General features: G+C 64.7%; 10 protein-coding genes. 5 read left to right on the forward strand and 5 right to left on the reverse strand.

All coding sequences use genetic code 11. The features are described 5' to 3' along the window. The first annotated feature begins 4 nt into the window (after positions 1 to 4). Positions 5 to 2032, forward strand: a complete 2028-nt coding sequence (locus RB623_RS25220) for a CocE/NonD family hydrolase (RefSeq protein WP_308059872.1) — start codon at positions 5 to 7, stop codon at positions 2030 to 2032. A 20-nt stretch (positions 2033 to 2052) separates the two neighbouring features. Then, the gene (locus RB623_RS25225; protein WP_308059873.1) at positions 2053 to 3597 is read left to right on the forward strand and encodes a trimethylamine methyltransferase family protein; all 1545 of its coding nucleotides are present in this window, start codon (positions 2053 to 2055) and stop codon (positions 3595 to 3597) included. A gap of 19 nt (positions 3598 to 3616) precedes the next feature. On the opposite strand, the gene RB623_RS25230 is transcribed toward RB623_RS25225, so the two are convergent. After that, on the reverse strand, positions 3617 to 4288 hold the full coding sequence (locus tag RB623_RS25230) for a TetR/AcrR family transcriptional regulator (protein ID WP_308059874.1): 672 nt from the start codon (positions 4286 to 4288) through the stop codon (positions 3617 to 3619). A 572-nt stretch (positions 4289 to 4860) separates the two neighbouring features. Here RB623_RS25230 and RB623_RS25235 point away from each other — a divergent pair. Next, positions 4861 to 7914 (forward strand): glycosyltransferase, encoded by a 3054-nt coding sequence (locus tag RB623_RS25235; RefSeq protein WP_308059875.1) that lies wholly within the window; start codon positions 4861 to 4863, stop codon positions 7912 to 7914. Positions 7915 to 8053: 139 nt separating this feature from the next. Here RB623_RS25235 and RB623_RS25240 read toward each other — a convergent pair whose 3' ends face one another. The 3 genes from RB623_RS25240 to RB623_RS25250 form a co-directional block, all read right to left on the reverse strand. Beyond that, positions 8054 to 8479, reverse strand: a complete 426-nt coding sequence (locus RB623_RS25240; protein ID WP_308059876.1) for a hypothetical protein — start codon at positions 8477 to 8479, stop codon at positions 8054 to 8056. Positions 8480 to 8739: 260 nt separating this feature from the next. Further along, positions 8740 to 10353, reverse strand: a complete 1614-nt coding sequence (locus RB623_RS25245) for a polysaccharide pyruvyl transferase family protein (protein ID WP_308059877.1) — start codon at positions 10351 to 10353, stop codon at positions 8740 to 8742. Further along, a complete protein-coding gene (locus RB623_RS25250; protein WP_308059878.1) occupies positions 10350 to 11018 on the reverse strand; it encodes a class I SAM-dependent methyltransferase in 669 nt (222 codons plus the stop codon). The genes RB623_RS25245 and RB623_RS25250 overlap by 4 nt, the downstream gene beginning before the upstream one ends. 164 nt (positions 11019 to 11182) lie before the next feature. Here RB623_RS25250 and RB623_RS25255 point away from each other — a divergent pair, with 164 nt between their 5' ends. After that, entirely contained in the window at positions 11183 to 11908 is a 726-nt protein-coding gene (locus RB623_RS25255) for a methyltransferase domain-containing protein (RefSeq protein ID WP_308059879.1), read from the forward strand. Positions 11909 to 11982: 74 nt separating this feature from the next. On the opposite strand, the gene RB623_RS25260 is transcribed toward RB623_RS25255, so the two are convergent. Next, positions 11983 to 13482, reverse strand: a complete 1500-nt coding sequence (locus tag RB623_RS25260; RefSeq protein WP_308059929.1) for a hypothetical protein — start codon at positions 13480 to 13482, stop codon at positions 11983 to 11985. Between RB623_RS25260 and RB623_RS25265 the strand changes: the two genes are divergently transcribed. Then, positions 13456 to 13647 (forward strand): hypothetical protein, encoded by a 192-nt coding sequence (locus RB623_RS25265; RefSeq protein WP_308059934.1) that lies wholly within the window; start codon positions 13456 to 13458, stop codon positions 13645 to 13647. The two genes, RB623_RS25260 and RB623_RS25265, sit on opposite strands and share 27 nt — an antisense overlap. Positions 13648 to 13680 lie beyond the last annotated feature (33 nt).

The raw sequence follows: 13680 nt of genomic DNA on the forward strand, positions 1-13680 counted from the left end.
TACTATGAACGACATTCGCGTGGTCACCGAGTTCCCCCGCAAGGTGCGCGAGATCGAGAACACGTGGGTTCCCATGCCGGACGGCGTGAAGCTCGCCGCGCGCATCTGGCTGCCGGAGGATGCGGATGCCGATCCTGTTCCCGCCATCCTGGAGTATCTCCCCTATCGCAAGCGCGACGGAACGGTGGAGCGCGATGCGCTCACGCACCCCTATTTCGCCGGTCACGGCTATGCGGGGGTGCGCGTCGACATGCGCGGCACCGGCGACAGCGAAGGCGTGTGCAAGGGCGAATATCTGAAACAGGAGCAGGACGACTGCCTCGCCGTCATCGAATGGCTGGCGGAACAGAGCTGGTGCTCCGGCGCGGTCGGCATGATCGGCATCAGTTGGGGCGGCTTCAACGGGCTGCAGGTCGCGGCCCGCCGTCCGCCCGCTCTGAAAGCGGTGATCTCGCTGTGCTCGACCGACGACCGCTACAATGACGACGTGCATTATCTTGGCGGCGCGCAGATGTGCGACAACCTGATCTGGGGCACCACCGCCTGGGCGATCGCCATGACGCCGCCCGATCCGCTGATCGTCGGCGACCGCTGGCGAAAAATGTGGGAAGACCGGCTGAACGGCAACGGCATCTGGATGCAGGCCTGGTTCGAGCACCAGCGCCGCGACGACTTCTACAAGCACGGCTCGATCTGCGAGAACTATGCCGATGTGGAGATTCCGGTCTATGCCGTGGGCGGCTGGGCCGACGGCTATCCCAATCCCATCTTCCGGATGCTCGAGAAGCTGCCTGGCATCCGCAAGGGCCTGATCGGTCCATGGGGCCACAGATACCCGCACTTCGCCATGCCGGGACCGCGCATGGGCTTCCTCAAGGAATGCCTGCGCTGGTGGGACCAGTATCTGAAGGGCATCGACACCGGCATCGCCGATGAACCGATGCTGCGCGCCTGGATGCAGGAGCCCATGCCACCGGCTGCGATCTATGATCTGCGGCCGGGCCGCTGGGTCGCCGAACCTTCCTGGCCCGGCTCCGGCATTGGCGAATTGTCCTTGGCGCTGGCGCCCGGTCGCCTGTCGGCGGATGCCGGCAGCGACGATGTCCTGCCAATCTCCTCGCCCGAGACGGCTGGCCTCTCGTCCGGCGCGTGGTGCGGCTACGGCGTCCTGCCGACCTTGCCGATCGACCAACGCATGGAGGCAGGCAACGCACTGATCTTCGAGACCGAGCCGTTGACGGAAGCCGTCGAGATCCTCGGCTTTCCCGAATTCGAGGTGACGCTGGCGTCCGACAAGCCAGTGGCGCTGATTTCGGCAACAATGTCGCTGGTGTTGGAGGACAGCGCCGCCGCGCGCGTAAGCTATGGCATCCTCAACCTCACGCACCGGCACGGGGATCTCGACCTTGAGCCTATGACGCCGGGCAAGACGGAACCCATCAAGATGAAGCTGCGGTGCTGCGGCCAGCGCTTCGAGAAAGGCCAGCGTATCCGGCTGGCCGTCGCGACGGCACACTGGCCGATCGTTTTCCCCAGCCCCGACAAGGCGACGCTGTCGATCCACTGCGCGGGCAGCAGGCTGATCCTGCCGGTCCGCAAGGCTCGGCCGCCGGACGACACGCTTTTGCAATTCGAAGGCGCCGAAAGCGCGAGACCAATGGAGCAGAAGGTCATCAAGGCCGGAGAGCCGTTCCGACGCGAGGTGACGACAAACCAGATCAACGGCGAGACGACCTATACCCTGATCAATGACGCCGGCGAGGTGCTGCATCCGCATACGGGCATCACTCTCTCCGCCGAGCAGACAGAGGTCTTCACCGTTCATCCCGACGATCCGAATTCGGCGCGTGGCACCGTCACCTGGAACAAAGCCTATTCGCGCGGCGACTGGAAGGCGCGGGTATCCGTGTCCGCCACCGTGCGGGCGCTGCGGGATGTCTGGCGGATGGAAACGCACATCGTCGCCCGGGACGGTGATGAGATCGTGGTCGACCGCAACGAGGTGAAAGAATTTCCGCGCGATCTGAACTGAGGCGCGATTTGGAGGAAGGCGTGAACGAAGCGGTGGCGGTGCAACGCGGCGGGCGCCGCGGGCGTGGTGGGGCATCGTCCGCGACAATCCGCAAAGTCGACTATCACAATTTGCGTAGTCCGTTCACGCCGCAACGCGTCTTCTCCGACGACCGGGTCGCAGCCATTCACAACACTGCGCTCCGGGTGCTCGAAGACCTCGGCATTCGTATCCTCCTGCCGGAGGCCCGCGCGATCTTTGCTGCGGCCGACGCACTGGTCGACGAAGAGACGCAGATGGTGCGGATCGGCCGCGATCTGGTCACCGACGCCCTTGCCGCCGCACCGCGCTCGATCCATTGCCATGCCGGCGTGCCCGACCGTGATGTGACGCTCGAGCTCGGCGTAATGACTTTCATCGGCGGCAGCGGCGCGCCGAATGTGACCGACCGCGAGCGCGGCCGGCGAGCCGGCACGCTTCAGGATTTCTCCGATTTCGTGCGCCTGGTTCAGGGCTTCGATGCGCTCCAGATCCAGGGCGCCTATGTCGAACCGCAGGATGTCGACATACGCTTCCGCCACTACGCCGTGACGCGCGCGCAGCTTACCCTCTCTGACAAGCTGCCCTTCGTCTTCGCGCGCGGCACGCCACAGGTCGAGGACGGTTTCGAAATGATCCGGCTCGCCCGCGGCCTTTCGCGCGACGCCTTCCGCAGCAGCGTCCACTGCTACACCGTCATCAACACCAACTCGCCGCGCCAGCTCGACATACCAATGGCGCAAGGCATCATCGACTTCGCCCGGGCAGGGCAGGTCTCGATCATCACGCCCTTCTGTCTTGCCGGCGCGATGGCGCCGATCACGGTAGCGGGCGCATTGACCCTTCAGCATGCGGAGGCGTTGGCAGGCATCACCCTCGCTCAGTTGGCCCGGCGAGGCGCGCCGGTCGTCTATGGAAGTTTCTCGTCAAACGTCGACATGAAATCCGGCGCACCGGCATTTGGTACTCCTGAGCACGTCAAGGCAACGCTCGGCGCCGGTCAACTCGCGCGCTACCTCGGCCTGCCCTGGCGCTCTGGCGGCGGCAGCGCTGCCAATGTTTCCGACGCACAGGCCGCACACGAAAGCCAATTCGCGCTTTGGGGCTCGGTGCTCGCCGGCGCCACCGTCTGCATCCACGCCGCCGGCTGGCTTGAAGGCGGCCTCAGTGTCTCCTTCGAAAAGCTCGTGACCGATCTGGAAGCGCTGCAGACCATCGCTGAACTCTGCCGCGAGACACCGGGGGACGACAATGCCATAGGCTTCGACGCCATCGCCGAGGTTCAGCCAGGTGGCCATTTCTTCGCTGCCGCGCATACGATGAGCCGCTACCGGGACGCGTTCTACGAGCCGCTGGTGGCGGACTGGCAGAATTTTGGCAACTGGACGCAGTCCGGTTCGCGCACGGCGACCGAGCGCGCCACCGACATCTGGAAAAGGCGGCTCGCCGAATTTACGCCGCCCGCCTCGGCCGCCATGTCGACTGAAACGCTCGATGCCTTCATCGCCCGACGCACCGCGGAAGGCGGCGCCCCTCCAGTGTCCTGAAGCACGTCGGCGGCCTTGGCTATCCTCCGTCGCGCGCAGTTACCCGCTGCGCGAATTCGGCGAATGTGTCCATCTCGCGCTGGGTCGGATCCTTGCCGGTATGTGTCTTCACGTAGGAAGGCACAAGCGACAGGCGACTGTTCATGGACTCGACGATCTCGAGCGAATAGTAGCCGATCTGAACGAAGTAGAGGACGCGTGCTCTTACGAAGGCTTCCTTTTCCTCAAAGCCGTGCCGCTGGAACATGTCGCGGATGGCGTCCACGCGCATTTCGTCTGCCTCGTCGACGGTCCTGTGCACATCGGGTGATTGCCTGGCCCAGGCCCGGATCGCGAAATCGAGCCGCGGATCGAATAGCGTTTCGTCGACCCAGCATTCAAAGACGTTGAGAACGCCTTCGGTGATGGTGTCGGCTGACCGCGACGCGCGTTCGACGATGACGCGCGTGTTGCGGTTGCGCCAATAGTCCAGAAGCTGGTCGAGCAGGTCCTGTCGGCTCTTGAAATACCAGTAAAAGCTTGACCGCGAGACGCCGAGGCGCTGTCCGAGCGAAAGTATGCGCACCGCTTCCACGCCTTCGGACGCCATGGCTTCGAGGGCTACGTTCAGCCAGTCCTCGCGCGTCGCCTTGAGGTTGCCGGTTGGGCCGGCGCGGCGGTCTTCGTCCTGGTTGCTGGGGCTGGAGAACATTGAGGGTGAGCGACTTTCAACCAAGGAGGGCGATCGGTGCGACGCTGCTACAGCCGCGCCGAATGTTCAAGCCATTCGCAGAGATATGGATTCAAGACGGTCGATCATCGGCATCCGACTGCGAGGCGCCGCTCTCCTACTGTCGAGCACCTCCGTTCGAGGCCCGCACAGAACGGTTGGCCAGATCGCGACAACAGCCGCCGATCCAAGCTTCGGACGGACGACCTTCGGCGGCACCGAAAGCGCTCTTCTCCGGAAGCTGCGATGCAGATAACGTTTGCATGCAGATCGCCGGAGTGGGAAGTGATGCGGCAGCCCCGCTTGAAGCGGCCTCAAGAGATTGCCGATGGACCAGGAACCCGATGGCGAGAACGGTTCGCGTTAGTTTCAACCAAATTCATGAGCCGGTGCCGGACGGCTATTCATGCCGATGAAAACTCAAGCCTTTGATTCCGCAGTTCGTCACGCATTTTGGCTTTCGGGCACAGATCCCCGGTTTCCCCGGATATTCAGCCGAAACACGAATAGTTATTACTATCGCAAGAAAATAACCAAGTAATTCCAGCGGACCTATGAGTGCAATATCAACGTCTTTCGATGAAAATAATGATACTGAAGACGCTGGAGGCGAAAATCTCTCAGTAAACGGCTGGGGCATCAAGACACAGGATGCCGGATTTCGAGCCGTGTTGTCCAGTTCTCGGCGAGGACTGGAAATTTTCGCCCCGCTGGAAGCAAAGAATCTTCTTTTGGAGGCGGGCCTTCCGATTCCGATCGAGGCCAGCGGTGCGTCGTTGCAGTTGTCCGTCTCGGTTCATTCGGAAGACCGTCAATCCTTGCGCAAGGCCTTGGCGGAGATCGCCGTGTTCAGGGTGAACAAGGCGGGGCGCCAAGCCCCGCTCGTGCGTCTGTTCGACACCATTCTGCGCGAGGAGGGCGCAGACGAACTGAGGGTGGAGGCGGCGGTTTCATGGCCGCTGCGAGAAGCCGAGCATATAGTGTCGCTCCGCTTCAGGGCGGGCACACCACCTTTCACGATCTCGCGGATCGTCGTCTCGGTGGCGTCGCTGCCCGTCGCGAAAGCCGCGGTGCCGGCGCGGCGCCCTTGGCTGGGCGGCGGATCGGCGCCCGCGCAACTGCGCGTGGCGGTCGTCACCTGGGAAGTCGGCGACAATCCGTTCGGCCGCGCCCACACCCTCGCCGACATGATCGCGCGCCGGCATGGCGTGGAAATCCTCGGCTCGGCCTTCACCAGGCCTGGCCAAGGCGTTTGGGCGCCCCTCCGCGACACGGCCCTGCCGGTGCGCAGCCTGCCTGGCGCACCCATGGGCGAATTCCTGCCCGCCGTTCAGGCGTTCGTGGAAGGCGCCACCTGCGACATCGTCCACCTCTCCAAATATCGATTCCCCGGCATGCTGATGGCGATGCTTCTGAAGCACCGTTTGGCCTGCCCTATTGTGCTCGACCTCGACGACCGCGAAACCGCTTTCTTTCCCGAGGGAACCACGACGGCCCGGCTTGAAGACCTGGCCGCCGCAGGGGAGGCGCCAGCCGATCTCGATGCGCCGAACGGCGCATTCTGGACGGGAATCGCGGAAGGGCTGATACCGACATTCGAGGATAGGACCGTCGCGAACAAGACGCTGGGCGATCGCTTCGGCGGTCTCCTCGTTAGGCACGCACGCGACGAAACCGTTTTTTGCCCCGATCCGACCCGCCGTCAACGCGTTCGCACCAAAATGCAGTTGGCGGACGAGGATCGTGTCGTCCTCTTCGCTGGCACGCCCCGGCGCCACAAGGGCCTGGCACGCTTGCTCGGCGTGCTGGACCGACTCGCCGATCCGCGCCTGCTGCTCGTCGTCGCTGGCACCATTCACGACCGCGGCTTCGCGCGCGAACTGGCCGCCTTCACGAAGGCCAGGGTTAAATTCCTGCCTGACCTGCCCTTTTCCGAATTGGTGGATTTGCTTCAATCGGCAGACGGGGTTTGCCTGTTGCAGGATAAGGAATCGCCAATATCGGAATTCCAGACGCCTGCAAAACTGTCCGACGCGCTGGCGCTCGGCATTCCAGTGGCGATGTCGCCGATTGCGTCGGTCGCGGACGCGATAGGGCAGGGCCTTGTCACGCCAGTTGCCGACGACGACGAAGTCGAGGCCTGGCTGCTCGGCATCGCCGAAGGGCGGGACACCCCGGTCGACCGGCAGTACCACCTCGACGGTTTCGACGCCGAGTTCAGTTACGGCGTGAACTGCGCCCGGATCGAGCGCGCATTCTCCCGGGCGCTGTCGCGGCCGGTAACATGGAATGACGAGTGGACCCGCCTCTTCCGCGAGATCAATCGCCGGTTCGGTTCGGCCTTGCCGGAGGAGCCTCCCGACTGGGCGCGCAAAGGTGGCATTGCCGCCCCGGCCGTGCGTCGCAGACGACCGATCGATCTGGTCTGTTTCTGGAAGCAGAACGACACGGGCATCTACGGCCGCCGCCACGACATGTTGCTGAAATATCTGCGGCAAAGCGAACATGTCGGCACGATTGTCCAGTTCGATGCACCGGTGCGCGTGGACCGCCTGCGCAACGAGGAGCGTGAGGGGGCCGAATCCGCCTACCACCACGGCAAGCTGATCGCCGACGCCACCGCTCGCCGCTTCCTCGAGATCGACGATGAGCCCGGTTTGGTGAAGCGGACCTTCGTTTACGGGCGGGAGCCGGGCGTAAGCTATCTCGGGCGTGGCCTGCCAAGGATCGACGACTATCAGAGCTATGTCGCCGATACGATCGCCCGCCATTGCAGCGGCAACGTCGTCGGCTGGGCCTGGCCGGTTGCGCCGATGTATGCCGACATTGCCGACGGGCTCGGCTTCGACCTCAGCGTTGTCGACCTGGTCGACGACCAGCGGGTGATGGCGCGCGACCAGGAGCGGGCTGACGAAGTGGAAGCCGTCTATCGCCAGACGCTGGCGCAGGCCGATCTCGTCTTCGCCAATTGCGGAGCGGTGGGGGAGGCGTTCACGCCGTTGAGCCCGGCGCAGATCCATGTCGTGCCGAACGCCTGCGAGTTCTATGTGGAGGGTGGCCGCCGACCCCGCGAACTCGAGGGCATCGAAGGGCCTGTCATTGGCTATGTCGGCAACCTTCGCTCGCGCGTGGACGTGACGCTGCTCGACGATCTGATCGCCCGGCGTCCGTCCTGGACCTTTGTGGTGATCGGTTCGGCGCACGGCACCACCGACATTCTCAGCCTGCGGCGCCATCCGAACCTGCGCCTGCTCGGACCGAAAGTATATGAGGAGGCTTTGGCATTCATGCGCTGCTTCGATGTGGCCATCATGCCGCATCTGCACAACGCCGTCAGCGAGCGGATGAATCCGCTGAAGCTTTATGTCTATGTGGCGCTCGGTTTGCCGGTGGTGGCGACCGACGTGGCCAATATGGACGATCTGCGGGGCCGCATCGACATCGCCGGCAGTCCAGCGGACTTCCTTTCCAAGCTGGACTCGGCCGTGGCGCGGCGCGCCTTCACCGGACCGCACATGCCGCCGCCGGTCGAGGGGCTTTGGCCCATCTCCTGGCCCAAGCGGGTGGCCGACATGCTCGATCTCTGCAAGCAGGCTCTGAAAATATGATAGCAACGGTCATGATGATCGGCCGTTGTCGAAGTTGGTCTGACCCTGAAGTGGATGGATAAAAACACCACGGCCTGCATCGCCAAGCGCATGGCGCAAGGCGTTCGAATCCCCAGGACCTTGAACCCGCATCCGGCGGTCACGACGTATCGATGCGACCCGCCGCGCGTAAGGCCATCACGCACCGCGCCGTCGTGAACTGGTCCCATCCGAGCACCGGCACGTATCGTGCAAGACGTCCGGCCGACGCGCCGCGAAACACCTGCCCCGCGTGCAAGCCGGCGAACACCAAGGCCAGCGCGCGCAGGCAGCGGGCAAGCCGCAAAGCTTGGGCGCAACTGTCGCCATCCGGCCCCGGAACTGCAGCCGAAGGCATGGCCAGCGCGCCGCCAGCCATCTCGGCAGCCAAACTGCGCGCGACGGCCTCGGAATAGCGCATGAGCGGCAGCAGCAGAAAGCGGAGCGGGAGCGGCAGGACGCAGAGCAGCTCAGCCAGGATGGCCAGCCGAAGCAGCATCACCGCGATGCTCTTCAGCGTCTCGTCCTGGCGTTCGGTCCTATCCACTCCGGCCTCCATTCGACGCGCATGATAGCAGACACGAAAGAAGGATCAAGGTATTTTTTCCTATTCCCTGTCGGCGCGCTGTGTATCGCGTGAAAGAGGAGCCTGCGGCCGGGAGCGAACGCCTCTGGTATCCTATTGACGGTCGATCATTCCGGCCATCGGTAAGTCTCCCGGGTGGAGCCGACGCCAAGTCGGCGGTTCGTACGGCTCGGGGGTGTTTTGGGCAACCGACGCCTCGGAACCGCCTCCTGCTGCGGCCATCAGCCTGACGGGGTATCCGGCGAAAAGGAACCGGTCAGTTCACGGTGCAACGCGGGAGTGAGCGTCAGGGACTGCAGATTGGCCTCATAGAGCGCGCACGCGTTATCCAACTCACCTTGCGCGGCCAGCAGGCGGACCAGCCTGACCACAGGCCAGGGGTTGTTCGGATGTTTGGCCTGCAGGGCGGCGAGGCGAGCATGGGCCGATGCCACGTCGCCCGAGCGCTCCAGCCATTCGGCTTCAAGCAAGGCAAGCCGAACGCTGTTCGGCCAGCGCACCAGGGCGTCAGCGATGCGCTGGCCCAAAGCGGCTTCGGCGGAACCACGCAATGCCGAGGCGATTGCCTGCGCCACGCGGTCCGGATCGTCGGCTGCCGCTTCGTCTTCCGCCAGCGCCTGATCGAGACGCGTCCATTCCTCGAATGGAGCGTCGGCGGAGGAAACGGCTGAGCGCAGCGTCGCGCGGCCTTTGACGGCTGAAGGGGCGGGAGCAGAGGTCGACAGTTGTCGGAGCCGGGTCCCATGGCCGTCGATCAGGTTGTCGGCCGCGTCGAGCCCGTCGAGGAGGGGCAACGGAAGCGGCTGGAGCAGGGTCGTGGCCATTCGCTCGGCGTCTTCCCAGCTTTCCTGCAAGCGATCCGGTTCGCCGATCTGCTCGAGCAGGCCGAGAAATTTTACCATGCGCGTGCGAGCGATGGCGATGCCGGGTCGACGATAGGCGAGCGCGGTGATCAACCCGTGCATGGAGGAGCCGACATAGGCCTGCGCATGGGCGATAAGGCCGGCGATCTCCTTCAATCCGCGCGGCCGGTCGACCACCAGCACGTCGCCGTCGAACAGGGTGGCTGCCTCTCGAGCCAGGGCATCGTCACCGTGGCAGGGACCTATGGCCACCAGCACCGGGACGGCGCCAAGGCCGGCTGCGATCCGGCCGGCGGCGGCACAGGCCGCGGGCAGGCCGGAACCGATGTAACGATCGTTGAGGTGAAAAACGATCCAACGCTCCGGCACCCCCATGCCACGGCTTTCGAATGCCGCCCTCGCGTGATCCGCCAGCGCGGCCGCCGGCCACACCGCGCCGAGCTTCAGCGCCGTGTCGGGCAGGACGCCGATGTCGAACGTGCCGCCGCCGAGATAGACGCGGCTCGCCTCGTCGCGCACGCAGAGGAGATCGGCGGCGTCCAGGGCCAAATCCCGCAGCCGGCGGACCCACGCCCCTTCCAGAGGCGAGGGCACGCCCGGAGCGTTCCAGGCGAGGGCCGCGCCGGTGCGCGCGGCGAGGATGGAGGCGCCCAGCCAAAGCGAGGCATAGATGAAGCGCGGGTCCGGGAAAGCGCCGGCGTAGTCGGCCAGCGGGGTCGGGTTCGCATGAACGATGTTGCCGCCGCCGATCAGGCACAGAGCCGGTGGTAGATCCCGGTTGAAAGCCGTGACCGCACGGGCCGGCACGACGTCTTCCCAGTCCGGCGCGCCGCCCCGCGGCGAATAACAGCGCAGGTCGGTGGGGGACATGCCGAGCAGATGCGCCGCTACATGGGGAAACAGCAGATCGCCGTAGTTCGCAACGTCAAACGTTCCGAAAAGGGCGACGCCGTCCGGCGGCAAGCGGTTCATTGCGCACTTCGTTTTCGATAAGCGCGGCGGTGCTCGCGCTTGGCGTAGCCGATGTCGATTTTCGTGTAGTCCTCATCATGATCCATGAAGAGATCGCAGATCAACTGGACATGCGCGGTCTCGATCTGGTCTTCCGTATAGAGTTCGAGAATGCCGGGGTAGACGGAAGGCCTCAGGGTAGGCGAGACGGCGAAGGACCAATCGTAGTCGTCGAACAGGATGATGCCACCGGGCTTGAGCAGTTCCTTCAGCAGCATCGCGGCCGGGGCGTCGTGGTGAAAGGCGTGGCCGCCATCGAGGAAGACGAAATCGAAGACGGGTGCCGGTCCTCCGGAAGCACGGCGGGCCTGCAGCATCTTCGCCAGCGCCCAATTGTAGCTGTCGAGCTTTCGGCGCGTGTTGCCGTGATAGACGACGTTCCGGAAGCCGAGACCGTCCAGGTCGGGTTTCAGATCATCCAGCCGGCTCGAATAATCGAAAAGGTGAAACTCGCCCCGATTGTCCAGCAGGCGGCAGATTGCCGACGTGGTGGCGCCGATGCCGATGCCGACCTCGCACAGCACCGGGTCGGGATTCTGCGCCAGAACCTGGGTCAGGAGATTGAGGGCGTGCTCGTTCGGCTTGGAAATGTGGAAATTGGCCGGGTCGGTAAGTTTCTCCAACATGCTCTGCCACCCCGCCTGATCGCCGTGAATCTTTTCATTCGACTAAGGCAGCCCAAGAGAGGCTGTCAACCCAACGGGAAGCGGCGCTCGTTCACGATCCTTTCGTTGTGTCCGCCATTCTCGGCATCTTGCGCCCGGCCGCGATGCTCCGTAGCTGAGTTGGCATGATCGAAGCCGCTTTGACCCATCTGCAAGCACCGTTCCGCATGAACGGGCCGGAACCGCGCCCTTCGTTGCCCGCATTGGGCCAACTTCCGCTACGATTGAGGACGTTCCGCTGGCTGCTCTCCGAAACCTGGCCGCAGGCGAAGGGAAAGCGTCTTCTCGATCTTGGCGCGGGACCCGGCCTCTTCGCGCGGATCGCCAGCCGCCACGGCTTTTCAGTGACCGCCGTCGACGCCAGGATGCCATGGACTGCGGCCGACATCGAGGCCGGCCAAAGTTCCGCCGGATCCGGCCCCGTCTTCGAGGACGACGAGTTCCTTTTCATCCAGAAGGACCTGCGCGATGTTGATGACCTCTCCGGCTTCGACGTTATCGCCTGTATCGGGGTGCTCTATCATCTGCCCTTCGCGGATCAGCGGGATCTGCTCGCGCGCTGCGCGGCGCGCGCGATGGTGATCGACACCGAAATCTACGATGCTTCTCGAATTCCCGAGTCCGAGGCCAGCCGCTTCCGGCCTGCGACGGTGGCCGGAGGCTATTCGGGAGCCTTCTGCCGCGAGCAGGGCCAGGTCTACTCGTCGCATGGCGACGCGCTCAGCTTCTGGTTCGACCAGGACAGCATCCTGCGCTTCTTCGCGGATGCAGGCTGCTCGCGCGTCACCATGGTGGAGCCGCAGTATTTTTCGGCTTTCGGGCCAAGGCGCTGGTTCGTCCTGAACGGCTGACTGAACCGAGGGTCCGGCGTATTTCCGGCGAAGTGGAACTCACCGAAGCGGCGTTCGCATTCCGTAGCGCCGCGTCAGCCTTCGACGACCTGCCGCAAAAACCGGTCGAACGCGCCCGTCGCGATCATGTGCGACATGACGTAATGGTGATCGCAGCCGCTCACGGCATGGCGCCGGAAATTGGGCAAGTCACGCAGCGTCTCCACGACTTGAGCGTCTATCCGATGGCCATCGCCGTAGAAGTGGTGGACCTCGGTTGCCGGAGACGCCGCGATCATGTCGACAAGGCTCGTTTCCACGTTGGTAAAGGCCGAGTACATGGCGTTGCGCAGCCTGGAGCGGCTGACTTCGCTGTCGTCGTCGCCGGTTCCCGCCGCGCTCCATTGCAGGGGCCCGGCAAAGGACAAGGCGGCCTTGGCGCCGAGAAGGGAGCCTAACCGGACAGCGCTCGCGCCGCCGAGCGATGCACCGAGCGCAATCGCGGGCACGCCGCCGAGCTGCACAAGCATGTCTTTCAGCGCCGCGACCGTCGCCGCCTCGTCCGGTCCGAGGCTCACAACGCCAGCCGTGAAAGCGAGTTCGTTCCGGTCCTTCAGATAGATCACATTCGCCGGCAGAGACCCCAGAAGCACGTCGGCGTGCGAATACGGGAGGTAGCCGAGGCCGCCCTGCACGCCGGCGAGCACGATCAGCGTCGCGCGCGCATCGGGGACGCGGCAAAGCTGTATGTCTTCGACGGGATCGTTGGAAACGCCGCGCGGATTGCTCCAGGCCCCGTCCGGCCGCGAGCCCAGTGCCGCGAGAAGCGGACCCGACATATGCGCCACCGGGCTTTCCGGCTTGAGCCGGCGCAGGATCGCCAAAGCCCGGCCGGTGTCTTCGTGCCGCAGGCAGGCCAGCGCGAACTGGAACATCCACCGGTCGTCCGCGGCAAGAGCGTCCGCATGCGATCCGAGTTTCAGGAAAAGGTCGTGGTCGAGATCGAACGGGCAAAGGGCGCGATTGTACCGGAACACGAGGAGCCAGTCGTTCGGCCAGCGCTCGAGCGCGTCTCGCAGCAACGGGACCAGGACGTCGGTTCGCCGCGCGAGCCGCGCCGCGAGGATTGCCCGCCGGGCCACGTCGAGGCGATCGGGGCGGGCGCGCAGGATGTCGAGTGCTGCCGCGAGTGCGTCGTCGGCGCGGCCTGACACCATCAGCAGTTCCAGGTGCAAGGGACCTGCCTCGGCGGGGAGAGGTCCCAGCGCAGCAGCCGCGTCGAACAGGCGCGTCGCTTCGGCGCGTTCGCCCTCACGGAAGGCGAGTGACCCGAGCTTGACCAGGACGAAGCGGTCGGAGGCGCTTCCGGCGAGAAGGCTCGTCAGGAAGGACCGGCGCGCGGCGTAGCCTCGCAACGCCGACGCGATGTCGGACAGCGCGCCGACGGTTTCCGCCTCCGCAAGCGTCGAGTTCCAGACGCCGGCGACAAAGGTCGCGGCGGCCTCCTCTGTTTCACCCTTGGCGAGAAGAACGCGAACGATGCGCAACGCCACCCACGGGTTGGCCGGATGCGCCTCCTTCAACCCGCGCAACATCTCCAAAGCCTGATCGGCGCGGCCGGTCTTCGCCAGGAGGTCGCCCTGCGCGAATTTCAGCCTGATGTCACGCGGCCGCTGCCCGATGGCGTGGTTCAGCCGCTGCTCGATGTCGGGCGTGATCGGGCCGCGGACCAGCTCGACGAGGGCGGCGGTTTCGTCTGAAGCAGAACTGGTCAAATTTATGATTCCATGTCG

This window comes from Mesorhizobium sp. LHD-90 (assembly GCF_030929505.1).
Lineage (GTDB): Bacteria > Pseudomonadota > Alphaproteobacteria > Rhizobiales > Rhizobiaceae > Kumtagia.

What these genes read in the sequence shown, in the direction of transcription:
- RB623_RS25235 (WP_308059875.1), top strand. Translation starts at nt 4,861, where the DNA reads ATGAGTGCAATATCAACGTCTTTCGATGAAAATAATGATACTGAAGAC.
- RB623_RS25255 (WP_308059879.1), top strand. Translation starts at nt 11,183, where the DNA reads ATGATCGAAGCCGCTTTGACCCATCTGCAAGCACCGTTCCGCATGAAC.
- RB623_RS25265 (WP_308059934.1), top strand. Translation starts at nt 13,456, where the DNA reads ATGCGCCTCCTTCAACCCGCGCAACATCTCCAAAGCCTGATCGGCGCG.
- RB623_RS25230 (WP_308059874.1), bottom strand. Translation starts at nt 4,288, where the DNA reads ATGTTCTCCAGCCCCAGCAACCAGGACGAAGACCGCCGCGCCGGCCCA.
- RB623_RS25220 (WP_308059872.1), top strand. Translation starts at nt 5, where the DNA reads ATGAACGACATTCGCGTGGTCACCGAGTTCCCCCGCAAGGTGCGCGAG.
- RB623_RS25250 (WP_308059878.1), bottom strand. Translation starts at nt 11,018, where the DNA reads ATGTTGGAGAAACTTACCGACCCGGCCAATTTCCACATTTCCAAGCCG.
- RB623_RS25245 (WP_308059877.1), bottom strand. Translation starts at nt 10,353, where the DNA reads ATGAACCGCTTGCCGCCGGACGGCGTCGCCCTTTTCGGAACGTTTGAC.
- RB623_RS25260 (WP_308059929.1), bottom strand. Translation starts at nt 13,482, where the DNA reads ATGTTGCGCGGGTTGAAGGAGGCGCATCCGGCCAACCCGTGGGTGGCG.